This is a genomic window from Streptomyces sp. NPDC041122, assembly GCF_055592445.1.
Genome location: NZ_JBVIYQ010000006.1, coordinates 115,448 through 142,292 on the forward strand (window position 1 = coordinate 115,448; position 26,845 = coordinate 142,292).

The window sequence follows — 26,845 nt, forward strand, 5'->3', positions numbered from 1 at the left end:
CGAATTCATGCGGGCCCGAAAAGCGAAAAGCCGACGCCCGTGGAAGAGGATTCCGGGCGTCGGCTTTCGAAGGGCTGACCGGCTATGTGAGCCGGCCGAAGTTGTCCCCGAAAGTCCACCCCTTCGAACCGTCCCAGTTGATGGACCAGGTCATCAGGCCCTTGAGGGCGCCGCCGTAGTGGTTCCAGGCCTGGGCGACCAGGCTCGGGGACATGTAGCCGCCGCCGGCGCCCGGCTGGGCGGGGAGGCCGGGGACCTGCTTGTCGTAGGGGACCTTGATCGTGGTGCCCTGGATGACCAGGCCCTTGTTGAGGCAGTCGGTCTGGGCGGTGAAGCCCTGGACGGTGCCGGCGGAGTAGGAGTCGCCGGAGCAGCCGTACATGCTGCCGTTGTAGTACTGCATGTTCAGCCACCACAGGCGGCCGTTGTCCGCGTACTTCTTGACGATGGGGAGGTACGCGCCCCAGATCGATCCGTAGACCACGCTGCCGCCGGTCACGAACGCCGTCTCGGGCGCCATCGTGAGGCCGAAGCCCGCGGGCATCTTGGCGAGCACGCCGTCGATGATGCGGATCAGGTTGGTCTGCGAGGGGGAGAGCTGGTTGATGTTGCCGCTGCCCACCAGGCCGGTCTCGATGTCGATGTCGATGCCGTCGAAGTTGTACTTCTTCAGGATCGGCACGATCGTCTCGACGAAGCGGTCGGCGACCTTGCTCGAGCTCAGGTCGATCCCGGCCGCGGCGCCGCCGATGGACATGAGGATGGTCGCGCCGTCCGCCTTGGCCTGGCACATCTCGGCCGGCGTCGCGACCTTCACGGTGGCGTCCATGCCGTCCTCCCACAGGACGGTGCCGTCGGAGCGGATGACGGGGAACGCCGCGTTGATCACGTTGTAGCCGTGCTGGCGCATCCGCGGGTCGGTGATCGGGGTCCAGCCGAACGGCGGATGCACGCCGTTGGACGCGCCGTCCCAGTTCTCCCAGTACCCCTGGAGCACCTTGCCGGCCGGTTTCGGCTTCGGCGCGCAGGTGTCCGCCTGGGGCGCGGCCCGGCGTTCCGTGGGCGGGGCGGGGGCCGCCGAGGCGACGGCCGGCAGTTGTGCGGCACAGGCCAGTGCCAGGGCGGACCCCAGCAGGCGTAACGTCCGACCGATCACGCTGTGCTCCCTGGGTGCGGTGGGGACCTGGAGACGTGTCTGGTGCGGTGCGTCAACCTAGGCTGGACCAGACCAGTCGTCAATAGGTCTGTACCAAAGGGGAGTTGGCCGGACGAGTGGATACGGCGCGGCGGGCCGGCGGGAACGGCCGGCGTCAGCCGTCCACCGGCAGGCCCTGCGGCTCCTTGATCCGCTTCATGATGATCTGCGAGTTGACCTCCGTGACGCCCGCGAGCGCCGTGAGCCGCTCGATCCAGAGCCGCTCGTACGCGGCGAGGTCCGCGACCGCGATGCGCAGCAGGCAGCCGGGGCTCCCGAACAGGCGGTGCGCCTCGATGACGTCCGGGATCTCCTGGAGCGCCGCCTCGAACGCCTCGACCGTCCCGCGGTCGCGGCGCACCTCGATGGAGACGAGCACCTCGAAGCCCCGGCCGACCGCCTCCGGGGCGACGACCGCGCGATATCCCTGGATCACGCCGTCCAGCTCCAGCTGCCGCACCCGCCGCATGCACGGCGACGGGCTCAGGCCCACCCGCGCGGCCAGCTCCTGATTGGTCAGCCGCCCGTCGTTCTGCAGCTCGCGCAAGATACTGCGGTCGATCTCATCCATGGCGCAATTATCCACCACGTATATTGCGGAACCGCCTGAATTTGGCAAACACATTGCGCTCTGTTCGACCTATCCTTGCGCCGAGGCTGCCCCATCGCTCGGGGGCTGATGGTCCTCAGGATCCCCGGGAGGTACGCAGACGTGGAAGCACAGGCGCGACGGATCGTCGTCATCAGCACCGGCGGGACGATCGCCAGCCGCTGGCAGGGGACCGGCTTCGCCGCCGACGCCCCCGGCCGCGAGGTGCTCGCCACCGCCTCGATACCGCACGGCATAGCCTCCGAGGTCATCGACCTGTTCAACGTGAACAGCCCCCGGCTGACCTCCGCCCAGCAGCTCACCCTGCTGCGCACCGTGCGCGAGGTCTTCGCCGACCCCGCCGTCGACGGCATCGTCGTCACCCACGGCACGGACACCCTCGAGGAGTCCGCCTACCTGCTCGACCTGCACCACGCCGACCCCCGCCCGGTCGTCTTCACCGGCGCCCAGAAGCCCCTCGGCGCCGAGGGCGGCGACGGGCCCGGCAACCTCTACGACGCGCTGCTCACCGCCGCCACCGTGCGCGACCTCGGGGTCCTGGTCGTCTTCGACGGCAAGGTGCACGCCGCGCGCGGCACCGTGAAGACCCAGACCCTCGCCACCGACGCGTTCGCCGACCCGTCCCGGCCGCCCGTCGGCAAGGTGGGCTTCGGCAAGGTGTCGGTCCTGAACCGCCCGGTGCGCCCCGAGCCGCTGCCGCTGCCCGCCGCCGTCCCCACCGGATCGCTGCCGCGCATCGACATGGTCATGCACCACGTCGACGCCGACCCGCTCTTCCTGGAGACGGCGGTCGAGGCCGGCGCCGAGGGCATCGTGCTGGTCGCCACCGGTGCCGGCAACGCGACCCCCGAGTTCGTCGCCGCCGTCACCGCCGCCATCGAGCGCGGCGTGGTCGTCGCCCTCACCACGCGCGTCCCGGCCGGCCCCGTCACCGAGATCTACACGCACGGCGGCGCCGTCGACCTCTCGGCCGCCGGAGCGGTCCTCACCGGCACGCTGCGCGCCGGGCAGGCGCGCAGCGCGGTCCTCGCGGCGCTGCTCTCCGCCACCGGACCGGCCGAGCGCACGGCTCAGCTGCGCCGCATCGTCGGTGAGACGGCACCTGCGGTCACGGACGACGCCACCGGCCAGGCCGCCTGAGCTCCCACCGCGAAAGACCGATCAGATTGCTGCGGGCCGGTTGTGGCTGGTCGCGCAGTTCCCCGCGCCCCTGACGGGGCGCTCCGCGCCGGAAGAGAACAGCACTATGAGCACCGCCCCCGCCCCCGCCGTCCGCCGCGAGCACGACCTGCTCGGCGACCGGGACGTCCCCGCCGACGCCTACTGGGGCATCCACTCCTTGCGCGCCACGGAGAACTTCCCCATCACGGGCATCCCGATCTCCGTGTACCCGCAGCTGATCGACGCGCTCGCCGCCGTCAAGGAGGCCGCCGCCCGCGCCAACGAGGAGCTGGGGCTCCTGCCGAAGGCCAAGGCCGACGCGATCGCCGCCGCCTGCCGGGAGATCCGCGCCGGACACCTGCACGACCAGTTCGTGGTCGACGTCGTCCAGGGCGGCGCGGGCACCTCCACCAACATGAACGCCAACGAGGTCGTCGCCAACCGGGCGCTGGAACTCCTCGGGCACCCCAAGGGCGCGTACGAACACCTGCACCCGAACGAGGACGTCAACCTCAGCCAGTCCACCAACGACGTCTACCCGACCGCCGTGAAGATCGCGACGGTCAGCGCGGTGCACGGGCTGCTGCGCGCGATGTCGGTCGTGCAGGACGCGTTCGCGGCGAAGGCGCTGGAGTTCCGCGACGTCCTGAAGATGGGGCGCACCCAGCTCCAGGACGCCGTGCCGATGACGCTGGGGCAGGAGTTCTCCGCGTACGCCGTGATGCTCGACGAGGACCGGATGCGGCTCGCCGAGGCCGTCGAGCTGGTCCACGAGATCAACCTCGGCGCCACCGCCATCGGCACCGGCCTCAACGCCCCCGCCGGGTACGCCGAGACGGCCCGCCGGCACCTCGCCGGGATCACCGGGATGCCGCTGGTGACCGCGGCGAACCTGGTCGAGGCGACGCAGGACTGCGGGGCGTTCGTGCATCTGTCCGGCGTCCTCAAGCGGATCGCGGTCAAGCTCTCCAAGAGCTGCAACGACCTGCGGCTGCTGTCGTCCGGGCCGCGCGCGGGCCTGAACGAGATCAACCTGCCGCCGGTGCAGGCCGGTTCGAGCATCATGCCGGGCAAGGTCAACCCGGTCATCCCCGAGGTGGTCAACCAGGTCGCCTTCGAGGTGATCGGCAACGACGTCACCATCACCATGGCCGCGGAGGCGGGCCAGCTCCAGCTCAACGCCTTCGAGCCGATCATCCTGCACTCCCTCGCGAAGAGCATCACCTCGCTGCGCGCGGCCTGTGTGACGCTCGCCGAGCGCTGCGTGGCGGGCATCACCGCCAACACGGAGGTGCTGCGCGCCTCGGTGGAGACGTCCATCGGCCTGGTCACCGCGCTCAACCCGTACATCGGCTACACCGCCGCCACGGAGATCGCGCGGGAGGCGCTGGCCACCGGGCGGGGTGTCGCCGAACTCGTCCTGGAGAAGGGGCTGTTGCCGCCGGAGCGGCTGGCGGAGCTGCTCACTCCCGAGCGGGTGGCCGGCGCGGCCTGAGCGGACCGGGGGCGCTCCGAAGCGCCCCCTACTCGGGCGCCAGGACGTCCAGCACCGCCCGGGCGGTGAACTCGGCGTGCCCGCCGGGGAACAGGAGCTCGGCGTCCGCGAACGCCGGGTCGTCGGCGTGGGCGGCCACGTAGGGGATCGCCACGCACCGCATCCCCGCCGCCCGGGCCGCCCTCGCGCCCGGCGCCGCGTCCTCGAAGACCACGCAGTCCGCGGGCTCCGCGCCGAGCAGCGCGGCCGCGGCGAGGAACACGTCGGGGGCGGGCTTGCCGCGCGGGACCTCCTCGGCGGAGACGAACGTGGTCAGCCGGGCGTCCAGGCCCGTGCCGGCCAGGATCGCCGCGATGGCCGGCCGGGACGACCCGGACGCCACGGCCATCGGCACCCCCGCCTCGTACAGTCGCTCGACGAGCTCGCGCATCTCCGGGTAGACGTGGGTGCCGGCGCGGGCGAGCGCCAGATAGCGGCGGTCGAGGTCGGCGATGAGCTCGGTCACCGGGGCCTCGATCCCGTACTCGGTCCTCCACAGCGCGAGCGTCTCGTGGGAGCTGATGCCCACGAACCGCTCGTTGTCGGCCCACGTGTACTCCCGGCCGGTGCGGTCCGCGAGGAGCGCCCGCGAGGCCTCGAAGTAGTGGGGCTCACTGTCCACGAGGGTGCCGTCGAGGTCGAAGACGACCGAGGTGCTGCCGAAGGTGCTCATGACCTCCAGCATGCCAAACCGCCAGGTCATCCCGGTCCGGCGGCCGACCTGCCCACCGATTCGACCAGCGGGAGCAGCCGGTGCGGCACCCGCTCGCGCAGCGCCATCTCGGTACGGGTGCGGACCACGCCCGGCAGGTTGATGAGCCGCTGGATGACGTCCTCCAGATGGCCGTTGTCCCGGGCGGCGACCCGGGTCAGCAGATCCCCGCCGCCCGTGATCGAGTGCGCCTCGATGATCTCCGGCACGGCGGCGAGCGCGTCCCCCACCTCGTCCAGGTGCCCCTGGGTGACCTCGATGTGCACGAAGGCGAGCACCGGATGGCCGAGCGCGGCGGGCGAGAGGAACGGCCCCGTGCCGGTGATCACCCCGTCCCGCTCCATCCGGTCGAGCCGGGCCTGCAGGGTCCCGCGGGCGATCCCGAGGATGCGCGCGTACTCACGCAGACTGGTACGCGGCTGCTCGAGCAGCAGCCGAAGAATACGGGTGTCGAGTTCGTCGACGGCCATGGTCGCAGGCTCTCCCAGATGAGCGGGGGTGATCGCAGGCGACTGTAGCCGCCGGACCGGCCGGTGCGGGCACCCCCGCCCGGATCACCGTGCTCGTGCCGGACGAGCACGGCGACCCAGGTGGTCCGGGAATCCGGGTGCTACTTCGGCGTCACCCACACCTGGCGCTTGTACGTGTTCGCCGAGTGCAGCTGGACCTTCGTGCTGTTGGCCGTGGAGCCACCCGTCACGTCGAGGACCTTGCCGGTCGCCACATGCACGATCTGGCCCTTCGCGTTCACCGACCAGCGCTGCGACGCCCCGCCGTTGCAGTCGTAGAGGCTGATCTTGTTGCCGTTGGTGTTCGCGTTGCGGTAGTTGTCCAGGCACTTGCCGAGCGCACGGAACTGGCCGTCCTGCTGCAGGATCCAGGACTGCGCCACGCCGCCGTTGCAGGTGTACAGCTGGATCTGCGTGCCGTTGGCCGCCTTGCCGCCCTTGACGTCCAGGCATTTGCGGCCGATGCCGGTGATCTTGCCCTGCGGGGCGAGCTTCGCGCCGCCGCCGCGCGCCAGGTAGCGCAGCCCCTGCATGTCGAACTGCTGGACGTAGTTGCCCGCCCGCTTGTCCTGGTAGGCGCTGATGGGCGTGCACATCACCGGGGTCTCGCCGGAGTCGGTGCCCTTGACGCAGTCGCCGCGGGTCGCGCTGCGGTTGGCGTGCGTGAGGCCCATCGTGTGGCCGAGCTCGTGGCTGATGTGGCTGCGCATGTAGGTCTCGCCCATGGAGGCCACCGGCTTGCCGTCCGCGGTGAAGAACTCGTCGTCGATGTACGCGTGCCCGCTGGTCACCGTGTCCGGAACGGACGCGGAGTAGAAGCCGCAGCTGAGGTTCTTGCTGCCCGAGCCGTCCCGGACGACTTTCCAGCCGTGGCTGCCGCCGTCCGCCGGCGGGATGCACGGGCGCTTGAGCAGGCCGACGACGATCTCGCCCTTGGGCCGCACGTAGTCCCAGCCGACCGGACGCGTGTCGACGGAGATCGGCAGGTTCGTCACGCGGTGCAGGTCCGCGGCCGACCGCTTCACGTACGGGCCCAGCCAGTCCGCGGCCTTCTTGTCGTAGAACTTGATCGTGTAGCCGGTGGCGAGCGACTTCGACATGCCGCCCGACTTCCAGCCCTCACCGTGCGGCGCCTCGGCGGCTGCGCTCCTCGACGACGCCGCGGAGGGCGCCGAAGGAGCCGGCTTCAGCGACATCACCCCGTTCTCGAACGGCGTGCCGTCCACGCGGGAGGAGCCGTTGTCCTCCGCGTCGGCGTGCCTCGCCGCGACCGGCACCGCGGGCCCCGACGCCGCGCGCGCGGCGGTCCGCGGCTCCTTGTCGTCGGTGCCGAACGCGGCAGGCGACAGCTGTACCCCCGCCACGACGGCCGCGGCGGCACCCACCGCTGCCATCGTGATGCGGCGCTTGCGCGCGCCGCGCTTCCGTATGGAACTCAAGTCCCCGTTGTCCTCTCACTGAAAAGCCTGCGTCGGCCCCGGCGCGCATGCGCGCCGGGGCCGAACAGATGATAGGCGTGAAGTACCGGGACCGTGGTGCCAGTTGAGGTGGAAGGGGCCGTGGCGGGTCAGCCGCTCGAACGCTGCGCCGTCGAACCCCGCACCACCAGTTCGGGCTCGAAGAGCAGCTCCCCGGGGTGGCTCTGGTTGCCCTGGATCTGCGCGCACAGCAGGTCGACGGCCGCGCGCCCCATCGCCTCGATGGGCTGCCGTACCGTCGACAGCGGCGGCTCCGTGCAGGTCATGAAGGCCGAGTCGTCGTACCCGACGACCGACACGTCCGAGGGGACGGAGAGCCCGCGGCGCCGCGCCGCCCTGATCGCGCCCAGCGCGAGCGGGTCGCTGCCGCACACGATGCCGGTGACACCGCGCCCCAGCAGCCGGGTGGCGGCGGCCTGCCCGCCCTCCAGGGAGAAGATCGACCGTTCGACGAACTCGTCGGCGAGACGCGTGCCCGCCGCCTCGGCTACCTCCCGCGCGGCCGCCAGCTTGCGCCGCGAGGGCACATGGTCGCTGGGACCCAGCAGCAGGCCGATCTTCTCGTGCCCGAGCGAGGCGAGGTGACGCCAGGCCTGCTCGACGGCGACGGCGTCGTCGCACGCGACGCAGGGGAAGTCCAGGCCCTCGATCGACGCGTTGATGAGGACGACGGGGATGTTGCGCTCGGCGAGCCGGTGGTAGTGCTCGTGCGGGGCGTCGGTCTCCGCGAAGAAGCCGCCCGCGAACACCACGCCGGAGACCTGCTGTTGCAGCAGCAGATCCACGTAGTCGGCCTCCGATACGCCGCCCCGCGTCTGCGTGCACAGCACGGGGGTGAGCCCCTGCTGGGCGAGCGCGCCGCCGATGACCTCGGCGAACGCGGGGAAGATGGGGTTCTGCAGTTCGGGGAGCACGAGTCCGACGAGCCGGGCCCGCTCACCGCGCAGTTGGGTGGGCCGCTCGTATCCCAGTACGTCGAGCGCCGTCAGCACGGACTGTCGGGTCGCTGCGGAGACACCGGGCTTGCCGTTGAGAACACGGCTCACCGTGGCCTCGCTCACCCCCACCTTCTTCGCAACTTGAGCAAGTCGTCGCGTCATATGCGCAAGAGTATCGCAAGCAGTGCAAGCCAGTTACGGTCCTGTGCGGCCTTCCTGCCGTGGGACGACAGGGCCCCGGCACCCCTCATCGGGCTGCCGGGGCCCCACGGCCGCACCGGGGTCGGTCAGGGTTCGATGTTCAGCTTGAAGGTGGACGTGGTGTTCTTGATGTCCTGTGCGTTGTCGCTCAACTTCAGGTTGTGGAAGGTGGCTTCGCCGACGGCGGGCCCCTGCCCCGGCTCGGGCATCTCGTTGGCCCAGACGCCGAAGCCCGACTTGTGGTCGTAGGCGTCACCGCTCTTGTGGGCACCGGTGATGGTGATGTCCCGCAGCACGGTGTCCTTGACGGGGAACTGCGGCTGCCCGCCCACGTAGTTCGTCTGGAACATGATCCCGTGGTACGTCGGGTCGGTGATGTCCACGTCGTTGATGCGGATCCCCTGGAAGACCTTCGACGCGGAGAACAGCCAGATGCCGGGGAAGGTCTGGCCGTTCCAGAAGTGGCCGCCCGCCCGCTCGATCGAGATGTTCTCGAAGGTCGTGGGATCGGTGCCGAAGCCGTTCATCGGATAGCCGAAGTCCAGCGAGCTGACCGTGATCCCCGAGTAGACCAGAGTGTCGGCGATGCGGATGTTGCGGAAGGTGTTGTTGTAGCCGCCGTAGACGGCGACCCCCGCGGCGCGCCAGGTGAGCAGTGAGGTCAGGTTCTCGTAGACGTTGTTCTTCATATCGGCGCCGCCCGCGTCGATGGCGGAGAAGAGGGCGAAACTGTCGTCGCCCGTCGCCCGGGCCTCGTTGTTCGCGACCAGGTTGTCCGTGCTGCCGTTGGTCATGTTGACGCCGTCGGCGAAGAGGTTGCGGATCCGCGAGTTCTTGATGGTCATGCGGTCGGTGTTGGCGCCCCAGTACAGGCACACCATGTGCTCGTTCCACACGTCGTCGATGGTGATGTCGGAGACGTTCTGGAAGTCGAACACCTTCCCGGGGCCGTCGATCCGCGACGTGTAGTTCCCGAAGTAGGCGAAGCCCGAGAAGGACGAGCCCTTCGCGTCGGCGTCGGCCCGGAATCCCACGTCGGTGTTGGCCTGCGAGCGCGGGGCGTGGAAGCGGGTGTACCAGGGCCCGGCGCCCGTGACCTGCACGGACTTTCCGTAGACCTGGAACTTGCTGCTCGTCTCGTAGTCACCCGGCGGCAGATAGACACCGGTGAGCTTGCCGGTGGTGTCCATGCGGACCTTGTCCAGGGCGTTCTGCACGTCCTGGTGGGTGAATCCGGCCGGGACGGTGTACGCGCCGGGGTCCGGGTTCGCCTTCGGCGTGGCCTTCTCCAGGTCCACGAAATCGATCGCGTACGTGGACGTGTTGGCGCCGTCCTTCTGCAGCTTGATCTTGCTGCCGGCCGGGACCGTCTCGCCGAGCAGGAGGTTCGCCTCGTCGTAGATGTGCCGGGCCGGGCCGTCACCGGGCGAGTTGCCGGGAGAGGCCTCCGCGCCGTACAGCCAGGCGTACTTGGAGGTGAGGTCGATCGCCTTGCGGAAGACCCCGTCGACGTACACGTTCAGGGTGGCGTCGGTGCCGCCGCCGCCCGGCGCGTCCGGGATGGAGAAGCGGGTGACCAGGGTGTTGGTGGGCTGCCGCGCGGTGAACTCCACCGAGGCGCCGGTGGTGTCGAGGGTGACCGCCTTGCGCCCCGAGGCCTCGCCCGCCGGGTCACCGATGGTGCGGTTGGGCCCGACGACCTTCGCGCCGCCCGCGAGTACGCCGTCCTCCGCCTCCAGGGTGTCGTACGGCATGGCGGCGCCGCGGCCCACGAACAGCGGCCGCGTACTGGTGTTGTTGGCGCGCTTGGCCGGGATCTCGTTGGCGTCGTCGGCGAGGACGACCTTGACCGTGTACCGGCCGTTGGCCGCGGTCCAGGGGCCGAGCTTGACCGGTGCGGTGGTGTCACCCGCGCCGATGGTCCCGTTGGAGGCGCCGGTCAGGGTCTTCACCGTGTCGCCCTTGGCGTTCTGCACGGTCAACGTGACGCCGTGGCCGCCGGACGCGGAGGCCTGGATGCCCTGGTTCTTGAGGGCGACGCCGAAGGTGACCTCCTTGCCGGCCGTGGGCGCGCTCGGCGTCCAGCTCACCGCCGACGCGATCAGGTCGGAGCTCTGCACGGCCTTGACGGTCAGCGGATCGGGGCTGGAGTAGGTGTTGTTGCCCTCGTCCTGCTCGATGACCTCGTCCGCCGCGTCGACGGTCGCGGCGAACGGATACGAACCCGCCCCGCGCGCCGGGACCTTGACGCTCACGGTCGCCGACTCGCCCGCCGCGAGGGCGCCCACCGGCGCGGTGCCGGCCTTCTCGCCGCCGAGGCGGAACGTGACGTCGGACGCGGCGGACGCCTCCTTGCCGGCGTTGTGCACGGTCGCGCCGAGGGTCAGCTCCTGGCTCTCGTCGGGCGCGTCGGGGGAGTGGGTGAGCCGGGTGACCTCCAGGTCGGGGTTGGGGGCGGGGGTACCGATGACCTGGAACTCGGCGACCTGCCCGGCCGTCGCCCCGCTGTTCGCGGTGAACTTCAGGCGGACGTCGGCCACCCTCGCCGACACCGGGACGGTGACCGTGTTCTGATTGCCCGAGGGGCTGAAGGAGTAGCTGTCGGCCGCCTTGAGCGTGGTGAAGTCGGCGGCCTTCTGCTCCCGGCCGAGGACCTCCACGGTCTGGGTGCGGGCGCCCCAGGACGGGTCCGGGTTCAGCTTGATGACGACCGCCCGGACATCGGCGTTGGCCCGCAGTCGCACGGTCAGGGAGTTCGGGTAGCTGCCCGCCGCTCCCTCCCAATAGGTGGACGCCTGACCGTCGTTGGCGTTCTCGGCGACGTAGGTGTGGATCACCGAGGAGGCCGTGATGGGCTTGCCCTCGGCCAGGTTCCTCCCGTCGCCGGCACCGGGCCGGGTCACGGTGTTGCTGAAGGCGGAGACATTGCCCGCGGCGTCGCGGGCGCGCACCGCGTAGGCGACCGTGTCACCGGCCGGCCGCCGGTCGGTGTACGTCGTCTCCTCCCCGGCGACGCTCTTCAGGAGCTTGCCGTCGGCGTACACGTCGTACGCCGTGACCTTCACGTTGTCCGTGGAGGCACCCCAGGCCAGCTTGACCTCACCGGACGAGGGCTGGGTGAAGGCGAGGTCGGCGGGCGCCGTCGGGGCCTGCGTGTCACCCGAAGCTCCCTTGCGTCTCACGGAGTTGCTGTTCGGCGAGGCGTTGCCGGCCGCGTCGCGCGCCCGGACGTGGTAGGTGACGGTGGCGTCGGCGGGCTGGGTGTCCGTGTAGGTGCGCACATCGCCGTCGACACTGGTGCGCAGCTCCCCGTCGGCGTACACGTCGTAGGCCGTCACACCCTTGTCGTCGGTGGCCGCGTCCCAGGTGAGCTTGGGTCGGCCGGGGACGGATTCGGTGCAGGCGAGGTTCTTCGGCGCGGTGGGGGCCTGGGTGTCGCCGCCCGCCGGGCCGTAGATCTCCAGCTCGGACAACTGCGCTGCAGGGCGGCCGGTGTTGGCGCTGATGAGCACCCGTACGTAGCGCGTGGTGGCGGTGTCGAAGGAGAGCGTGGCGGCGTGGTCCGTCGCGTCGCCGAAGGAGTGGTCCTCGGCGGCCGTCAGATCGGTGAAGTCGGTGCCGTTCGCGCTCCCCTGGAGCTTCAGGTGCTGGCTGCGGTCCTCCCAGCCGTCGGGCACGCGCAGGACCACCTCGTCGACACGCACCGAGGCGCCGAGGTCGGCCTGGATCCACTGGGGCAGCTTGCCGTTCTCGCTCTCCCAGTAGCTGCCGCGGTCACCGTCGGCTGCGTGCTCGGCGACATAGCTCTCGGTGTGGCTGGAGGCCTTGAGGGTCTTGCCGCGCGCCAGGTTCGCGGAGGTGTCGTCGGCCGCGTGCACCTGAAGTTCGCCCAACTGGGCCGCGGGCCATCCGGAGTTGGCCGTGATGTGCAGCCGGACGAAGCGGGTCTGCGCGGCGGGGAAGTGGACCGTCACGGTGTTGGCGCCGCCGGGCTCGAAGGAGTGCGCGGCCGAGGCGGCGAGCGTGCTGAAGCCGGTGCCGTCCGGACTGCCCTGGACCGCGAGCGTCTCTTTGCGGGCCTGCCAGGACGGCGGCAGCGCGAGGACCACCTCGTCGACGCGCGCGGTCCGGCCGAGGTCGACCTGCACCCACTGGGGCAGCTCGCTGCCCGAACTCTCCCAGTACGTGGCGGCGTTGCCGTCGGCGATGTTCTTGGCGGCGTACTCGCCCTTGGCGCTGCTGGCCTTGGCGGGCTTGCCCGCGGCCAGGTCGGGGCCGCCGGCCGCGGTGGCGGTGGCGGAAAGGGCGGGGAAGCCGAGCAGGAGCAGGGTGGCGGCGACGGCGGCGGCGAGGGCTCGCCACCTCCGGCCGATCGGGCTCTCCCGGCGGGGTCTTCGCGTCGTCGTCACGGCCTGAGCGGCCCTGATGCGGCTCATGGCTCTCATAGCTCCCTCATGGGCGTCGGTGCGCAGGATTTAGCGCGGAGAAGTTGGAGAGTTGCAGAGAACTGTCGAACTGGCCACAGCCGCAACGGAAGTTGTGACCGCCTGCCGGTGCGCCCAGGGGGCGGTGCGGGGCAAGGGCGACCGCCTCTTGAGGGGTCAAGTCGTCGCGCCAACAAGGGAAATCAGTTTTTTGCAATGTATGCGCGAGATATTGTGCCGCGTTGTCGCCGGTGGTTGAGTGTGCGCCGCACCCGACAGCCACAGCACCGCGGCGGACCGGCCGGGCCCGGGAGGGCCGGCCGTGCGCCGCCGACGCGGCGCGCCCTCGCGCCGCGCAGCACGACCCGGAGGGGGTCTCCTGATGTCATCGACGAGCAGCCGCACGCTCGCGCTAGCCACCGTCACCGTTCTCGCCCTGGTCTCCGCGTCCGCCTGCGGAACCAGCAGCGACGCGTCCGACTCGGACTCGGGCGGCACGGTGAAACTCGACGTCAACGGGCAGCCGCCCAAGACCCAGGCCTTCGAACGCGAACTCTTCGACCGGCACGTCGCGCAGTTCGAGAAGGCCAACCCGGACATCGACATCGTGCCGCACGAGGGCTTCATGGACCCGAAGACCTTCAACGCCAAGCTGGCCGGCGGCAAGCTGGAGGACGTCTTCTACGTCTACTTCACCGACACCCGGCCCCTGATCGAGAAGAAGCAGGCCGCGGACATCACCGATGCGGTCAAGGACATGCCGCGCCGCGGTGACATCCAGGACCCGCTGATGAAGATCTTCCAGGACGACCAAGGCCGCCAGTACGGCCTGCCGACGTCGAACTACTCGATGGGCCTCGTCTACAACCGCGCCCTGTTCGAGAAGGCCGGACTCGACCCCGACAAGGCGCCGAAGACCTGGGCGGACGTCCGCGGCGCGGCCAGGAGGATCGCCGGGCTCGGCGACAACAACGTCGGCTACGCCGACTTCTCCAAGAACAACCAGGGAGGCTGGCACTTCACCGCCGAGCTGTACTCCCGCGGCGGCCGCGTCGCCGAGGAGCGCGGCGGCAAGTGGAAGGCGGCGTTCAACACCGCGGAGGGCAAGGCCACCCTCCAGGACCTGCACGACATGCGCTGGAAGGACGACTCGATGGGCAGCAAGCAGCTGCTCCAGGTCGAGGACGTCCAGCGGATGATGGGCTCGGGCAAGCTCGGCATGTACATCGCCGCCGCGGACAACATCACCGTCATCGCGAAGCAGTTCGGCGGCAAGTACGCGGACTACGCCCTCGCCCCGGTGCCCGACGCCAAGGCCACGCTGCTGGGCGGCGAGGGCTACATGTTCAACCCCAAGGCGTCCCCGGCGAAGATCAAGGCGGGCGTCAAGTGGGTGCAGTGGCGCTATCTCAACCCCGACCTCATCGAGAAGAACGTCGCGGACTACGCCAAGGCCGAACTGCCCGTCGGCATCCCGATGCCCACCGTCCCCGACGTCTTCGAGGGCGCCGTCCGCGACCGCGTCGAGAAGGCCAAGCAGGACAAGGCCAACATGCCGACCGGCAACTACCGGGCCTTCATGGACTCCGCGCCGCACGTGCCCGGCGTGATCGAACCGCCCAAGGCCCAGGAGGTCTACGCGGTGCTCGACAACGTGATGCAGGCCGTCCTCACCAAGAAGGACGCCGACATCGACGCCCTGCTCGACAGCGCCGAGGACAAGGTCGACGCGCTCTACGACGCTTCCTGATGAGCACCTCGCTGAAGGCCCCCGCCCGGCCGACGGCCCCGCTCCCGGCGCCGCCCGCACCCGGCGGACGGCGGGCGGCCCGGCGCCGCGCCCTGCGCGAGCACCTCACCGCGTACGGATTCCTCAGCGCCGCCGTGGTGATCTTCACCCTGTTCTCGTGGTGGCCGATCGTCCGCAACATCGTCCTCGGCTTCCAGCACGTCAACTTCGCCACCGGCAACACCTGGGCCGGCCTCGCCAACTTCGAGAAGCTCTTCGACGACCCGCTGTTCCTCACCGCCTGGAAGAACACCGGCCTGTTCACCCTGTACGCACTGGCGCTCGGCTTCGCCGTGCCGTTCCTGACGGCGGTGCTCCTGAACGAGTTCCGGCACGCGCGGGCGTACTTCCGGATCCTCGTCTACCTGCCGGTGATGCTGCCGCCCGTGGTGGTGGCGCTGATGTGGAAGTGGTTCTACGACCCCGGACCCGGCCTGTTCAACGAGATCCTCCGCACCCTGCACCTGCCCACATCGGCGTGGCTGGACTCGTCGTCGACCTCACTCATCTCCCTGGTGATCGTCTCCACCTGGGCGAACATGGGCACCACCACCCTGATCTACCTGGCCGCCCTGCAGACCATCCCCGGCGAGCTGTACGAGGCCGCGGAGCTGGACGGCGCGGGCCTCTGGCAGCGGCTGCGCCACGTCACGATCCCGCAGACCCGCTTCGTCCTGCTCGTCCTCCTGCTGCTGCAGATCGTCGCGACGATGCAGGTGTTCACCGAGCCCTATGTGATGACCGGCGGCGGCCCCGAGGACTCCACGGTGACCGTGATGTTCCTGGTCTACCGGTACGCCTTCGTCTACAACGACTTCGGCACCGCCAGCGCGCTCACCCTGCTGCTCCTGCTCGTCCTGGGCGTCTTCTCCGCCCTCTACCTGCGGGTCACCCGCGCCGCGAAGGAGTGAGGGGATGTCCGCCTCGACGCGCACGCTCGTACGCCCCGCCGTCCTGAGGACCCGCAAGGGCCGGCTGATCTACTGGTCGGCGCTCGCCGTCGCGCTGCTGCTCTTCACGGTCGCCTTCGTCGTCCCGCTGTACTGGGCGGCGACCGGCGCCATGAAGTCATCCACGGAACTCGCGCAGTCCCCGCCCACGTACGTCCCGGAGTCCTGGCACCCCGAGAACTACGCCAAGGCGTGGCGCGAGATGGATCTGACCGGCTACTTCCTGAACACCGTCGTCCTGGCCGGCGGGGCCTGGCTGGTCCAGCTCGCCGTGCAGGTGCCGGCCGCGTACGCGCTGTCGAAGCTGCGCCCGCGGTTCGGGAACCTGGTGCTCGGACTGATGCTGCTGACCCTGATGATGCCCGCCACCGCGCTCCTCGTGCCGGTCTACCTCACCGTCGTCGACGTGCCGGTCTTCCACCGCAACCTGATCAACAGCCCCAGCGCCGTGTGGCTGCCGGCCGCCGCCAACGCCTTCAACATCTACATCCTGAAGAACTTCTTCGACCGGATCCCCGACGAACTCCTCGACGCGGCGAAGATCGACGGCGCCGGAACGCCCACAACGCTGTGGCGCGTCGTGCTGCCGCTCTCCCGGCCGATCCTCGCCGTGGTCTCCATCCTCTCCATCGTCACGGCCTGGAAGGACTTCCTCTGGCCGCTGCTCGTCCTGCCGGACCCGGCCCGGCAGCCGCTGAGCGTCTTCCTCCAACGAGTGGCACCGGACACTCCGCTCAACTCCCTGGTCGCGGGGCTCGTGATGGCCTCCCTGCCACTGATCGCGCTCTTCCTCGTCTTCCAGCGCCAGATCGTCGCCGGGCTGAGCGCCGGGAGCCTCAAGGGCTGAGCGGCGCCCCTGCGCGTCCCGTACGAAAGGACTCCCTCTTGTCCAGCACGGAGTGGTGGCGCAGCGCTGCCATCTATCAGGTGTACGTCCGCTCCTTCGCCGACGGGAACGGCGACGGCACCGGCGATCTGGCCGGCGTCCGGGCCCGCCTTCCCTACCTGGCCGAACTGGGCGTGGACGCGCTGTGGTTCACCCCCTGGTACCGGTCGCCGCTCGCGGACGGCGGCTACGACGTGGCCGACTACCGCGCGATCGACCCGGCCTTCGGCACCCTCGGCGAGGCCGAGAAGCTGATGACCGAGGCACAGGAACTGGGCCTGCGCTGCATCGTGGACGTCGTCCCGAACCACGTCTCCGACCAGCACGCCTGGTTCCGGGCGGCCCTCGCGGCGGGCCCCGGCTCCCCGGAGCGGGACCTGTTCCACTTCCGGCCGTACTCCGAGGAGCCGCCCAACGACTGGGTCGGCGAGTTCGGCGGCGTGCCGTGGTCCCGTACCCCGGACGGCGAGTGGTACCTCCACCTCTTCGCCCCCGAACAGCCCGACCTCAACTGGAACCACCCCGCGGTCCGCAGGGAGCACGAGGACGTACTGCGGTTCTGGTTCGAGCGCGGCGCCGCCGGCGTCCGGATCGACTCCGCGGCGCTGCTCGCCAAGGCCGACGGGCTGCCCCCGATGGACCCCGCGGGTCCGCACCCCTTCCACGACCGGCCCGAACTGCACGACATCTACCGCTCCTGGCGACGGATCGCCGACGAGTACGGCGCCGCCCTGATCGGCGAGATCTGGCTGCCGGACGCCGAACGGTTCGCCCGCTACCTGCGCCCCGACGAGCTGCACACCGCGTTCAACTTCGACTTTCTCTCCCGGCCCTGGGACCCGGCGGAGCTGTGGCGCTCCATCGACCTCACCCTGTCCACCCACGCCCCGGTCGGCGCGCCCGCCACCTGGGTCCTCGCCAACCACGACGTGACCCGCACGGTCACCCGCTACGGCCGCGGCGAGGACACCGGCTTCGCCTTCGACCGCAAGCGCTTCGGCGTCCCCACCGATCTGGCGCTCGGCACCCGCAGGGCCCGGGCCGCCGCCCTGCTCACCCTGGCGCTGCCCGGCTCCGTCTACCTCTACCAGGGGGAGGAGCTGGGGCTTCCGGAGGCGGAGATCCCGCCGGAGCACATCCAGGACCCGATGCACGCCCGCTCCGGCGGAGTCGACCCGGGCAGGGACGGCTGCCGGGTGCCGCTGCCCTGGGACGGCGCCCCCGAACCGAGCTGGCTGCCCGTGCCGCCCGACTGGTCCGCGTACGCTGCCGAACGGCAGACGCACGACCCGGACTCGATGCTCTGCCTCTACCGCACGGCCCTGCGCCTGCGGAACTCCCTCGGGGGCGCCGGGCCGCTGCGCAGACTCCACGAGGACGAGCCCGGCGTCCTCGCCTTCGCCCGCACCTTCGAACGGGGCGGCGCCACGTGGGTCACGCTCGTCAACTTCGGCCCGACGGACGTGGCGCTGCCGTCCGGCTCCGAACTCCTGCTGGCCAGTGGCCCTTTGTCCCCGCTGGGGCTGCTCCCGCAGGACACGGCGGTCTGGCTGCGGGCCTGAGCGCCCGCGGCCGGACCGCCTCGCCCCGCACGGGCGGCGCGTTCTGGGGAGAGGCGCAGGAGTTCGGCGCCATCACCCTGTTCGCTCTGGGGCAGAGCATCCCCGGTGTGACCATCCGGGACACCGAGATCCATGACGCGACGTACGACGGCATCCCGTTCAGGTCGGGCGGTGGCGCGACCCCTGACGTGCCGATCAGCGCGGGGCCCGCGGCAGCGCGACCCTGTCGGACGTGACGATCAGCGGCTCGGCCGACGGCGACATCCTGGTCGAGCCCGGCTCGCAGTTCGTGATCAACCGGCCTCGGGACGGGCGGCACGGCGGCACGGCGACGCGGCGGGGAACTAGTGCGCGTCCTCCGTCGGGCGGAGCCCCTTGGGGATCTTCGCCCAGGTGAGCGCCGCGGCGGCCAGCGGCAGCGCCGCCGCCATCAGGAACGTCGGCGTCATCCCGGCGGTGAACGCGTCGGACGCCCGGGTCAGCAGGGCGGTGCCGGCCGGGCCGGTGAGGTCGGAGGCGATCCGCGCCGCCTCGCCGATCGAGTCCCCCGCGGCGGCCGTGGCGTCCGCGGGCAGGCCCAGGTCCGGCAGGTTCGCGCGGTACAGCGCGGTGGCGACGCTGCCGAGGATCGCGACGCCCATCGCGGCGCCGAGTTCGTATGCGGTCTCCTCGACCGCCGCGGCGCCGCTGACGTCCCGCGCCGGGGTGGCCGCCATCAGGGTCACGGACGCCGCGGTCGTCGCGACACCGACCCCGCAGCCGAGCACCCCGAGCGCCACGGCGATCTCGGCGTAGCCGAGCGGCCCCGACCGTTGCAGCAGCCACGGCAGGGCGAGCCCCACGGTCATCAGCACCAGGCCGCCGCCCATCACGTGCCGGATCGGCAGCCGGTGCATCAGCACCGGGGTGACCAGCGACGTGACGACCAGCCCCAGCGGCGCGGGCAGCAGCCGTACGCCCGCCTCCAGCGGGGTGTAGCCCTGCCCGTACTGGAACCACTGGGTGATCAGGAACAGCGCAGAGCCCAGCGCGATCATGCCGAGGAAGATCGAGGCCGTGGCGATGGCGAACGGACGGGACGCGAAGAGGCGCACCCGTAGCAGCGGGTGTTCCAGGCGCAGCTGGCGGCGGACGAAGACGGTGAGCGTCACCGCCGCGACGGCGAGCAGTGCCCAGGCCGTCGGGTCGGCGGGGCCGCCCTTGCCGAGCTGTTTGATGCCGCCCGCGAGGGCGAGCATGCCGACGACGGACTGGCCGACGCCCCACCAGTCCCAGCGGCCCTCGCGGGGCTGGTGCGACTCGGGAAGCAGCCACAGACCGAGCGCGATGACGACCAGCGCGATCGGGATGTTGATCAGGAACGCGGAGTGCCAGCCGTCGTGCTGCACCAGCAGTCCGCCGACGACCGGCCCGAGGGCCATGCCGCCGCCGAAGACGGCCGACCAGACGGCGTAGGCGAGGGCGCGCTCGCGGGCGTCGGTGAAGACGTGCCGCAGGATCGACAGGGTGGCGGGCATGATCGCCGCGCCGCCCGCGCCGAGCAGCGCGCGGGCGGCGATGACCTGCCAGGGGGCGGTCGCGAAGACGGCGAGCAGCGAGGCGAGGGCGAAGACGGCGAAGCCGATCAGGAGCAGCCGCTTGCGGCCCCACCGGTCGCCCAGCGCGCCGGCGGTCACGAGGAGCCCGGAGAGCACCAGCGCGTAGACGTCGATGATCCACAGCTGCTGCACGGAACTGGGCCGCAGATCGGCGACCAGGGACGGGAAGGCGACGTTCAGGATCGTGGTGTCCATGGCGATCAGCAGCAGGCTGCCGGACAGGATCGCGAGGACGGCCCAGCGCCGTGGATCACGTGGCGGGGTCATGGGTGTAACACCTCAATTTCGAATGAGACAACAATGTCTCACACGAAACGTGGAGGTGTCTATCTGGGGAGGGCGCCGGCCGGGTTCACCCGACGCGCCGCAGCGCCTCCGGAGTGAGGTCGGCGAGGGTCGGATACCCGTCGACCGCCATCAGCAGATCGGCCTCGGCGAGGAGCGAACGCAGCACGTGCGTGACGCCGTCGGCCCCGCCGATGCCGAGCCCGTACGCGTACGGGCGGCCGACCCCGACCGCGGTGGCGCCGAGCGCGACCGCCTTGACCACGTCCGCGCCGCTGCGCACCCCCGAGTCGAAGAGGACCGGCAGTCCGTCGGCGGCCTCGACGACCGCGGGAAGCACGTCGAGCGCGGGCAGCCCGCCGTTGGCCTGACGGCCGCCGTGGTTGGAGCAGTAGACGCCGTCCACGCCGCCGTCCCTGGCCCGGCGGACGTCCTCGGGGTGGCACAGGCCCTTCACGATCAGCGGCAGGGTGGTGAGCGACCGCAGCCACGGCAGGTCGTCCCAGGTGAGCGGGTTGCCGAACACCTGGACCCACTTGAGCACGGCGGACTGCGGGTCCCGCGCAGGGTCCGCGGCGAGCTGGGCGCGGAAGACCGGGTCGCTCGTGTAGTTGGCCAAACAGTGCCCGCGCAGCTGGGGGAAGTTCGACGTGCTCAGGTCGCGCGGTCGCCACCCGGTGATCCAGGTGTCCAGGGTGACGACGATCGCCTTGAACCCGGACTTCTCGGCCCGGTGCACCAGGCTCTCGGCGAGCTCGCGGTCGGTCGGCGTGTACAGCTGGAAGAAGCCGGGCGTCTCGCCGAGCTCGGCGGCGACGGCCTCCATCGGGTCGGCGGAGAGGGTGGAGGCGATCATCGGGACGCCGGTCCGCGCGGCGGCCCGCGCGGTCGCCAGGTCACCGTGTCCGTCCTGCGCGCAGATGCCGAGGACACCTATCGGCGCCATGAACAGCGGCGAGGGCAATGTCATGCCGAACAGATCGACCGACAGGTCGCGTCGCGCGGCGCCGACGAACATGCGCGGGACGAGGCCCCAGCGCTCGAACGCGGCGACGTTGGCGCGCTGCGTGTGCTCGTCGCCCGCTCCGCCGGCGACGTAGGAGACCACGGACGGCGGCATCGCGGCCTCGGCGCGGGCCGCCAACTCCGCGTACCCCATGGGGTACTGAGGGACGACGCCACGCAGCCCGTCGAGGTAGATCTCGTCCTGGTAGTCCTTGAAGGGGCGGGACGTCGGATTCATGGGGGAGTGGCCTTCCCGGCGTGGACGAGACGGGCCCGGCGCCTTCGGCACCGGTGCCGGCGGATGACCGCTCAGTCTCGTTCGACGTCGACGTCAAGGTCAATGCGTGGCAAGGGAAGCCGGGGTGAACGGGATTGCCGATCAGTCCGCGGGGGCATCACCGTGGGGCAGGGCCGGTCCCGCACCACACGCGGCGACCCCGGCGGCGACATGGATCGCGGGTGGACGCCGGCCTGCCTCAGGGAGGGGAGTGAGCCATGCGTGCGCACCAGCGCGCCCATCGGCCGACGGAACGGGTGGAGTACGCGCTGCCGCAGGAGCTCGCGTCGGCGAGCCGGGCACGGAGGCTGGCCTCCGGGTTCCTCGTCGGATCCAGGCGCCGCAAGACCGAGGTGGACGCCGACCGGGTGGACGACGCCACGCTCGTCGTCTCCGAGCTCGTGTCCAACGCCGTGCGGCATGCCGGCGGCGGCTGCCGGCTGAGCGTGGAGGTCTCCGGGGCCCGGGTGACCGTCGCGGTCACCGATGCCAGCCCCGAGCGCCCCCGCTTCCAGAAACCGAGCGTGGACAGGGAGGGCGGCCGCGGCCTGACGATGGTGCGGGAACTCGCCCACCGGCTGGAGGTCGTGGGGGCGCACCGGGGCGGCAAGACGGTGCGGGTCGTCCTGGCCTGAAGCCGGATCATGCCGTCCTGAAGTCGGATTGTGCCCCGGACGTCGGATCGTGCCCCGGCCCGACGCCCGACGCCCGACGCCCGACGCCCGACGCTCGGCGGCCGCCCGGTCGAGGGTGCCGGGCCGAGACCTAACCGGACCGCTCGCCGACCGCCGAACGACGGCGCCGCGCGCGTCGATTGGCCACCAGCAGAGCGATGAAGACGAGGGCCAGCACGGCGGACGTCGCGATGCGTCCGACCCCGTCACCGTCGACGATCCGCCACGCCAGCAGGGCGAGGTTCCCGCAGAGCATCGGCCAGTACACCCATGGCCCCCAGCGGGAACCGGGCTGTGCCCATGCGGGCGCTTCGCGGGTCCCGGCGCGTTCCCTCATGAGCGGCCCTCGTCAGATCTGCTGCACCAGCATCCAGCCGGCGAGCGCCAGGACGAGCACGCCCACGACACGCTGCAGGGCGTACCCCTTACCGGTGGGCTCGGTCCCGTCGGGATCCCTCACCCAGCCCCGCTGGAGGTTCTTGTTCACCCTCCAGAGCAGCTGCGGGCGGACGACCTGGACCAGCCCCATGGCGAGTATGAGGACCAGAATCGGAATGACAACCGCGCTGTTGCCGCCCGAAGCGGCCAGTGGTGCCCCGTCGTGATTCATGTGTCACCCATTGCCCTGACGCGGGCCCAGGAAACGGCGCGGGATGCGGACCGAGAGCTTCCGGCGGGCGTCGGCGAAAACTCCGTTGCGAGCCGTGCCCGCGCCCCCGGACAGTGGGGGCATGACCACGTCCCTGACCCCGCCCCGCGGCCTGACCGTGCGGCCGGCGGTGCGCGACGACGCCCCCGCGGTGTGCGCGCTGCTCAATGAGATCGACCGGCTGGAGATCGGCCGCGCGGACACCGAGCTGTCCGGCGTCGAGGCGGACCTGAAGCATCCGGAGACGGATCTGGAGCAGGACTCCAAGCTGCTCTTCGACGGCGAACGCCTCGTCGGGTACGGGATGGTGTACGACGAGTCCGGCGGCGAGCGCATCGACGTCGACCACTACGTCCTGCCGGGCCACCCGCACGGCTCCCTGCACCTGCTGCGGCTGCTGGAGACCCGCGCCCTGCGGCGGGCGGCGGCCAACGGAGCCGAGCGCGCGTTGGTGCATCTGCACCTCACCACCGCACCGACCACGGACCCGGCGGAGCTGCGGGCGCGCGGCTGGCGCACCGTGCGCCGCTACCACGTGCTGGAGCGGCAACTCGCCCCGGAAGGCGACCCCGTGCCCGCCCCGCCGCCCGGCGTGACGCTGCGGTCCTGCCGCACGGAGGAGGACCGTAAGCGCGCCCACGCCCTGCTGCAACAGGCCTTCGCGGAGCACTTCGACCACCAGCCGCGTACGTACGCGCAGTGGCTGGACGACATCGACGCCGAGCGCGTCGACTGGTCCCTGGTCTGGGTCGCGCACGTCGACGGCGTGGGCGACGCCGCCGTGCTGCGCACCCACAACGACCGGGCGGCGGGGGGCTGGATAGGCAACATCGGCGTCCTGGCCGAGGCCCGCGGCCGAGGGCTCGGCAGCTACCTGCTGCGCCACGCCTTCGGGCACTACGCCGCGCTGGGCCGGGACCGGATCGGCCTCGGCGTGGACACCGACAACAGCAGCAACGCGCTCGTCCTGTACGAACGGCACGGCATGACCCTCGACTACGCCGTCGACACCTGGGAGTTGGTCCGCCCGGTCTGACAGCACCCGGGTGCCCGGCGCGCGCCGGTGCCCCCGGCTGCTACTGCGGCACGTTCAGGACGAAGTCGAAGTCCGCCTCCTTGGCGTTGCCGACGCTCCGCACGTTCATGAGCAGCCGGGCGTCGAAGATCGCATCCGTGTTGTTGCGCGGCTCGCCCGGGAAGTACAGCTGCGTGGTGAGGATCGGGCGGCCCGGCGCCTGCACCTTGACGTGCAGATGGCGGGTGCGGCCCGGGTAGAGGCCGGGCACGATCGTGGTGAGCCTGAACGCGCCGCCCGCGTCGGTGAACTGGTGCCCACGGAAGCGGAAGCCGGTGTTGTCGTACGTCCCGTAGGTGTCCGCCTGCCAGAAGTCCAGCAGGACCCGGGATATCGGCTTGCAGGCGAGTCCGAAGACGTACCCGGTGACCGTGAGCCGCACGCCCGGTGTGCCGGGCTGGACGAGCGAGGTGCGCTGCGGGGAGTTGGGCTTGAAGTAGGGGCCTTCCATCTGCGGGATCGTCGGGTCGTCCCCGTCGTCACAGGTCGGGGTGGCCGCCGGCGCCTCGCCGCGCTCACCGGCGGTCCGGGCCAGCGCGGGCACGCCCATGAGGGAGACGGGCACGGCCATGCCCATCGCCGCGGCGGCCCGCAGGACGGTCTTGCGGCTCGGGCCCCGGCCGCCGTTGACGGCCGGTCCGGGGGTGCCGTCCCCGGTGGGGGTGGCGTCGTCTCCCGCGGGAGTGCCGGTCTCGTGGTCCATCGCTCCTCCTGGAGTCCAAGGGGTGGGGTGGGTTCCGGATCGGCTATGAAGCTATGCGGGGGAGTCGGGCCCGGCGATGGACTCAAGCCGGTGGTCGTGGTGAATATCGCCGACGCCCCGGCGGAAGTCCCCGGGGCTCGCGCCGGTCTCGCGGCGGAAGAAGCGGCAGAAGTAGGCCGAATCGTCGAACCCGACCCGCTGCGCGACCTGACGCACCGACAACTCCGTGCGCAGCAGAAGCCGTTTGGCCTCGTGCACCCGTGCCTGCCGGATGAGTTCACCGGGCGTACGGCCGGTCGCGGCCTTCACCGCCTCGCTGAGATAGCTCACCGAGACGCCCAGTCGTTCCGCGCACCCCCGCACCGACCGCACGGCGCCCGCCGGAGCGCCCAGCAACGTCTCGAACTCCGAGGCCACGGAGCCGGGCCGGGAACGCGGCGCAGGGGGTATGCCGGCGTGGGCAGGGGGCGGCGGGGGCGCCGCCGCCGGACGGGGCGCGGGAAGCCGGGCCGAGCGCACCACCAGGATGTGCAGCAGGGCCCGCAGCACGCTCTGGAATCCGGCGGCCCCCTCCCGGTACTCGGCGTCCAGGTCGGCGATGAGGCGTGCGGTGTCCCGCGCCGCGTCATCGGTCAGGTCCAGCCGGGAGCGCCGGGCGAGCGCCCGTAAGACGTACCGGTCGGCCGGGTGGTCGACGAGGAAGTCGTCGGTGAAGAGGATGACCTGCCCCTCCAGCCCCGTGACGTTCTCCCAGTGGTGGACCTGGCCGGGCGCGATGAAGCAGAGATGCGGCGGCCGCAACGCGAAACGGCTCAGATCGACCACGTGCCCGCCGGTGCCGCCGGTGACGTGGACGATCTCGTGGAAGGTGTGCCGGTGCGGGAACGGCGCCCGCGACATGGGCCCGATGGTGTCGAACGTGCCGATGGCGAACGGCAGGGCATTGGGCATCGGCACCTGCAGCCGGTGGGTGGGCATGCCGTCCTCCCCCGGCTCGCCGTTGTTCCCCTGACCCGGAAGGACCGTCGAGCCGCGCATGCGCACACCTCTCATGGAGGACGGAGGCCGGTCCGGTCGGCGGGGCGCCGGGGGCCCTCGAAGGAGGACCGGGGTGCTGGTCCGGACCAGCCGGGGCTCCCACCATGGCACGCCCCTGTCCTCCTGAGGACTCACCGGGTCCGCAGTCTGCACTTGGCAGCCACTCGCCCCGAGAGCGGCTGCCCCGCGACCTGACCGGGAACGGGGCCTGCTGCTGGATCCGGAGGGGCGTGCGACTACTCTCAGCCCACCGCGGTCCCGGCCGTGGCCAAGCCGACGCTTCGGTCTGTGAGGAGTACCCCGATGGCGCGCACCACCCCGCCACGTCCGCTCGATGTCGAGACGCTGTTCCCTGAGGTGGCCGGCCATCGGAAGGCGGCCGTTCGCCTGCACCCGCGCCTCGGCGAGCCGAGCGCGCGGGAGAGCTCGCTCGGGGGACCCGTGCTCTGGCCGCGCTCGGAGCCCTGGCCCCACTGCGAGGACGACCACCCGCGCACGGCGTTCTCCCCTCCCGCCCAGGGACCGATCCCGCTCGTCCCGGTCCTCCAGCTCTTCGCGGCCGACGTGCCTGACCTGGCTTTCCCCAGCGCCAAAGATCTGCTGCAGGTGCTGTGGTGCCCCTTCGATCACGAGGACGGTTACGTCCCCCGCCCCGAGGTCCATTGGCGAGACGGGTCCCTGAGCGATCTGCGGCCGGCCGGCCGGCCCCGCCCGACCGGCGCTGGCGACGACTACCTTCCTGACCCGTGCGTCCTGCACCCCGAGCAGGTCACCGATTACCCCAACTGGGACCTCCCGGACGAGGTCGCCGACGCGCTCGAAGCCAGGTTCGAAGAGCTGGAGGAGGACACCGGCTGGTCCTACTGGTCCCACCTCTCCGTGTCGGACGGCATCAAGGTCGGCGGGTATCCGACGTGGACGCAGGAGCCCAACTGGCCGGCATGCCCGGCATGCCGCGTGCGCATGGAGCATCTCCTGACGATCAACAGCGCCGAGTTCGACGGCGAGAGTTGGCGCACTTGGCTGCCCATCGAGGACACCCCGGCCACAGGGACCATCTGGGACCTTCCATACGAACAACGCACCGAGATCCAACGCCCCCACGGGCTGATGCTCGGCGACATGGGCGGCATCTACCTGTTCCACTGCACCAGTTGCCCCGACGGGCATTTCGCCTACCGCTCAGACTGTTCTTGACCGCGCGCGAGTTCACTGCTGCGCCGCAAAGGACTCCACTCTCAGCTCCTCCAGGCAATATCGCTACGACCTGGCCAGGCGGCCACCAGGACTCGACCGGCCTGCATCACTTCGCGGCCCGCTACTACGGCCCCGACATCGGCCGCTTCACTCAACCCGACCCCTCAGGTCAGGAGAAGAATCCCTACCGGCCGGCTGTGTCGCTGCCGGGGCGACCACGGGAGTGTCTCGCCGGGCCGGGCCGGGGCCGGCGCGTCCAGGAGCGGGTGACGAAGGTATGGAGTGGCCCGTACCCGAGGGCGAATCGGGGCAGTGTGGCTCCGCACATCGTGGCGATCGCCGTCTGGGCAGCGGCCTCGCCTGGCATGCCCCGGCGGAGGACGAGGCCCAGACCA

Annotated in this window: 21 protein-coding genes and 3 pseudogenes; 11 read left to right on the forward strand and 13 right to left on the reverse strand. The window is 71.1% G+C overall.

The annotated features are described in order from the left end of the window. Positions 1-82: 82 nt before the first annotated feature. Together ACZ6B8_RS21975 and ACZ6B8_RS21980 are read right to left on the reverse strand one after the other, a co-directional pair. Complete coding sequence (locus ACZ6B8_RS21975; protein WP_471608595.1) at positions 83-1,153, reverse strand: chitinase; 1,071 nt, start codon at positions 1,151-1,153, stop codon at positions 83-85. A 157-nt stretch (positions 1,154-1,310) separates the two neighbouring features. Then, the gene (locus ACZ6B8_RS21980) at positions 1,311-1,766 is read right to left on the reverse strand and encodes an Lrp/AsnC family transcriptional regulator (protein ID WP_471082353.1); all 456 of its coding nucleotides are present in this window, start codon (positions 1,764-1,766) and stop codon (positions 1,311-1,313) included. Positions 1,767-1,907: 141 nt separating this feature from the next. On the opposite strand from ACZ6B8_RS21980, the gene ACZ6B8_RS21985 reads away from it, so the two are divergent. Next, a complete protein-coding gene (locus tag ACZ6B8_RS21985; RefSeq protein ID WP_471608251.1) occupies positions 1,908-2,945 on the forward strand; it encodes an asparaginase in 1,038 nt (345 codons plus the stop codon). Positions 2,946-3,051: 106 nt separating this feature from the next. Next, complete coding sequence (aspA, locus tag ACZ6B8_RS21990) at positions 3,052-4,461, forward strand: aspartate ammonia-lyase (protein ID WP_471082347.1); 1,410 nt, start codon at positions 3,052-3,054, stop codon at positions 4,459-4,461. A gap of 28 nt (positions 4,462-4,489) precedes the next feature. On the opposite strand, the gene ACZ6B8_RS21995 is transcribed toward aspA, so the two are convergent. The 5 genes from ACZ6B8_RS21995 to ACZ6B8_RS22015 form a co-directional block, all read right to left on the reverse strand. Further along, positions 4,490-5,173, reverse strand: coding sequence for an HAD family hydrolase (locus tag ACZ6B8_RS21995; RefSeq protein ID WP_471608252.1), 684 nt, complete (start codon positions 5,171-5,173; stop codon positions 4,490-4,492). A gap of 26 nt (positions 5,174-5,199) precedes the next feature. Further along, positions 5,200-5,682, reverse strand: a complete 483-nt coding sequence (locus ACZ6B8_RS22000) for an Lrp/AsnC family transcriptional regulator (protein WP_469254359.1) — start codon at positions 5,680-5,682, stop codon at positions 5,200-5,202. A gap of 140 nt (positions 5,683-5,822) precedes the next feature. Continuing rightward, complete coding sequence (locus ACZ6B8_RS22005) at positions 5,823-7,160, reverse strand: ricin-type beta-trefoil lectin domain protein (RefSeq protein ID WP_471082339.1); 1,338 nt, start codon at positions 7,158-7,160, stop codon at positions 5,823-5,825. Between the two features lie 128 nt (positions 7,161-7,288). Beyond that, entirely contained in the window at positions 7,289-8,299 is a 1,011-nt protein-coding gene (locus ACZ6B8_RS22010) for a LacI family DNA-binding transcriptional regulator (protein WP_471608253.1), read from the reverse strand. Positions 8,300-8,424: 125 nt separating this feature from the next. Further along, positions 8,425-12,774 carry a discoidin domain-containing protein gene (locus ACZ6B8_RS22015; protein ID WP_471608254.1) on the reverse strand — a complete coding sequence of 1,450 codons (4,350 nt, stop codon included), beginning with the start codon at positions 12,772-12,774 and terminating at the stop codon, positions 8,425-8,427. 370 nt (positions 12,775-13,144) lie between these two features. Here ACZ6B8_RS22015 and ACZ6B8_RS22020 point away from each other — a divergent pair, with 370 nt between their 5' ends. From ACZ6B8_RS22020 to ACZ6B8_RS22040, 5 genes and pseudogenes are all read left to right on the forward strand, one after another. Beyond that, entirely contained in the window at positions 13,145-14,512 is a 1,368-nt protein-coding gene (locus ACZ6B8_RS22020) for an ABC transporter substrate-binding protein (protein ID WP_471608255.1), read from the forward strand. Beyond that, positions 14,512-15,462, forward strand: a complete 951-nt coding sequence (locus ACZ6B8_RS22025; protein ID WP_471608256.1) for a carbohydrate ABC transporter permease — start codon at positions 14,512-14,514, stop codon at positions 15,460-15,462. Before ACZ6B8_RS22020 ends, ACZ6B8_RS22025 begins: the two co-directional genes overlap by 1 nt. 4 nt (positions 15,463-15,466) lie before the next feature. Next, positions 15,467-16,348, forward strand: a complete 882-nt coding sequence (locus tag ACZ6B8_RS22030; RefSeq protein WP_471082325.1) for a carbohydrate ABC transporter permease — start codon at positions 15,467-15,469, stop codon at positions 16,346-16,348. A 38-nt stretch (positions 16,349-16,386) separates the two neighbouring features. Next, positions 16,387-17,949: a glycoside hydrolase family 13 protein gene (locus tag ACZ6B8_RS22035; RefSeq protein WP_471608257.1), complete on the forward strand. Its 1,563-nt coding sequence runs from the start codon at positions 16,387-16,389 to the stop codon at positions 17,947-17,949. Between the two features lie 26 nt (positions 17,950-17,975). Continuing rightward, positions 17,976-18,346 (forward strand): annotated as a pseudogene (locus ACZ6B8_RS22040) (hypothetical protein); the annotation flags it as partial. On the opposite strand, the gene ACZ6B8_RS22045 reads toward ACZ6B8_RS22040, so the two are convergent. Continuing rightward, on the reverse strand, positions 18,294-19,814 hold the full coding sequence (locus ACZ6B8_RS22045) for an MFS transporter (protein ID WP_471082320.1): 1,521 nt from the start codon (positions 19,812-19,814) through the stop codon (positions 18,294-18,296). The pseudogene ACZ6B8_RS22040 and the gene ACZ6B8_RS22045 sit on opposite strands and share 53 nt — an antisense overlap. An 85-nt stretch (positions 19,815-19,899) precedes the next feature. Then, positions 19,900-21,075, reverse strand: a complete 1,176-nt coding sequence (locus tag ACZ6B8_RS22050; RefSeq protein ID WP_471608258.1) for an alpha-hydroxy-acid oxidizing protein — start codon at positions 21,073-21,075, stop codon at positions 19,900-19,902. 257 nt (positions 21,076-21,332) lie between these two features. Between ACZ6B8_RS22050 and ACZ6B8_RS22055 the strand changes: the two genes are divergently transcribed. Beyond that, the gene (locus ACZ6B8_RS22055; protein ID WP_471082314.1) at positions 21,333-21,749 is read left to right on the forward strand and encodes an ATP-binding protein; all 417 of its coding nucleotides are present in this window, start codon (positions 21,333-21,335) and stop codon (positions 21,747-21,749) included. A 130-nt stretch (positions 21,750-21,879) separates the two neighbouring features. Here ACZ6B8_RS22055 and ACZ6B8_RS22060 read toward each other — a convergent pair whose 3' ends face one another. Both ACZ6B8_RS22060 and ACZ6B8_RS22065 read right to left on the reverse strand, forming a co-directional pair. After that, positions 21,880-22,125 carry a hypothetical protein gene (locus tag ACZ6B8_RS22060; RefSeq protein WP_471608259.1) on the reverse strand — a complete coding sequence of 82 codons (246 nt, stop codon included), beginning with the start codon at positions 22,123-22,125 and terminating at the stop codon, positions 21,880-21,882. A gap of 12 nt (positions 22,126-22,137) precedes the next feature. Beyond that, entirely contained in the window at positions 22,138-22,398 is a 261-nt protein-coding gene (locus ACZ6B8_RS22065) for a DUF6199 family natural product biosynthesis protein (protein ID WP_471082308.1), read from the reverse strand. A gap of 121 nt (positions 22,399-22,519) precedes the next feature. On the opposite strand from ACZ6B8_RS22065, the gene ACZ6B8_RS22070 reads away from it, so the two are divergent. After that, a complete protein-coding gene (locus ACZ6B8_RS22070) occupies positions 22,520-23,473 on the forward strand; it encodes a GNAT family N-acetyltransferase (protein WP_471608260.1) in 954 nt (317 codons plus the stop codon). A 43-nt stretch (positions 23,474-23,516) separates the two neighbouring features. On the opposite strand, the pseudogene ACZ6B8_RS22075 reads toward ACZ6B8_RS22070, so the two are convergent. Together ACZ6B8_RS22075 and ACZ6B8_RS22080 are read right to left on the reverse strand one after the other, a co-directional pair. Then, positions 23,517-24,215 (reverse strand): annotated as a pseudogene (locus ACZ6B8_RS22075) (dioxygenase family protein); the annotation flags it as partial. 51 nt (positions 24,216-24,266) lie between these two features. Beyond that, positions 24,267-25,253, reverse strand: coding sequence for a helix-turn-helix domain-containing protein (locus ACZ6B8_RS22080; RefSeq protein WP_471608261.1), 987 nt, complete (start codon positions 25,251-25,253; stop codon positions 24,267-24,269). A 303-nt stretch (positions 25,254-25,556) separates the two neighbouring features. Here ACZ6B8_RS22080 and ACZ6B8_RS22085 point away from each other — a divergent pair, with 303 nt between their 5' ends. Beyond that, positions 25,557-26,450, forward strand: coding sequence for a YwqG family protein (locus ACZ6B8_RS22085; protein WP_471082299.1), 894 nt, complete (start codon positions 25,557-25,559; stop codon positions 26,448-26,450). Positions 26,451-26,527: 77 nt separating this feature from the next. Further along, positions 26,528-26,638: pseudogene (locus ACZ6B8_RS22090) on the forward strand (RHS repeat-associated core domain-containing protein); the annotation flags it as partial. Between the last annotated feature and the right edge of the window lie 207 nt (positions 26,639-26,845).

What these genes read in the sequence shown, in the direction of transcription:
- ACZ6B8_RS21980 (WP_471082353.1), bottom strand. Translation starts at nt 1,766, where the DNA reads ATGGATGAGATCGACCGCAGTATCTTGCGCGAGCTGCAGAACGACGGG.
- aspA (WP_471082347.1), top strand. Translation starts at nt 3,052, where the DNA reads ATGAGCACCGCCCCCGCCCCCGCCGTCCGCCGCGAGCACGACCTGCTC.
- ACZ6B8_RS21995 (WP_471608252.1), bottom strand. Translation starts at nt 5,173, where the DNA reads ATGAGCACCTTCGGCAGCACCTCGGTCGTCTTCGACCTCGACGGCACC.
- ACZ6B8_RS22000 (WP_469254359.1), bottom strand. Translation starts at nt 5,682, where the DNA reads ATGGCCGTCGACGAACTCGACACCCGTATTCTTCGGCTGCTGCTCGAG.
- ACZ6B8_RS22010 (WP_471608253.1), bottom strand. Translation starts at nt 8,299, where the DNA reads ATGACGCGACGACTTGCTCAAGTTGCGAAGAAGGTGGGGGTGAGCGAG.
- ACZ6B8_RS22015 (WP_471608254.1), bottom strand. Translation starts at nt 12,774, where the DNA reads ATGAGCCGCATCAGGGCCGCTCAGGCCGTGACGACGACGCGAAGACCC.
- ACZ6B8_RS22020 (WP_471608255.1), top strand. Translation starts at nt 13,145, where the DNA reads ATGTCATCGACGAGCAGCCGCACGCTCGCGCTAGCCACCGTCACCGTT.
- ACZ6B8_RS22025 (WP_471608256.1), top strand. Translation starts at nt 14,512, where the DNA reads ATGAGCACCTCGCTGAAGGCCCCCGCCCGGCCGACGGCCCCGCTCCCG.
- ACZ6B8_RS22030 (WP_471082325.1), top strand. Translation starts at nt 15,467, where the DNA reads ATGTCCGCCTCGACGCGCACGCTCGTACGCCCCGCCGTCCTGAGGACC.
- ACZ6B8_RS22045 (WP_471082320.1), bottom strand. Translation starts at nt 19,814, where the DNA reads ATGACCCCGCCACGTGATCCACGGCGCTGGGCCGTCCTCGCGATCCTG.
- ACZ6B8_RS22050 (WP_471608258.1), bottom strand. Translation starts at nt 21,075, where the DNA reads ATGAATCCGACGTCCCGCCCCTTCAAGGACTACCAGGACGAGATCTAC.
- ACZ6B8_RS22055 (WP_471082314.1), top strand. Translation starts at nt 21,333, where the DNA reads ATGCGTGCGCACCAGCGCGCCCATCGGCCGACGGAACGGGTGGAGTAC.
- ACZ6B8_RS22060 (WP_471608259.1), bottom strand. Translation starts at nt 22,125, where the DNA reads ATGAGGGAACGCGCCGGGACCCGCGAAGCGCCCGCATGGGCACAGCCC.
- ACZ6B8_RS22065 (WP_471082308.1), bottom strand. Translation starts at nt 22,398, where the DNA reads ATGAATCACGACGGGGCACCACTGGCCGCTTCGGGCGGCAACAGCGCG.
- ACZ6B8_RS22070 (WP_471608260.1), top strand. Translation starts at nt 22,520, where the DNA reads ATGACCACGTCCCTGACCCCGCCCCGCGGCCTGACCGTGCGGCCGGCG.
- ACZ6B8_RS22080 (WP_471608261.1), bottom strand. Translation starts at nt 25,253, where the DNA reads ATGCGCGGCTCGACGGTCCTTCCGGGTCAGGGGAACAACGGCGAGCCG.
- ACZ6B8_RS22085 (WP_471082299.1), top strand. Translation starts at nt 25,557, where the DNA reads ATGGCGCGCACCACCCCGCCACGTCCGCTCGATGTCGAGACGCTGTTC.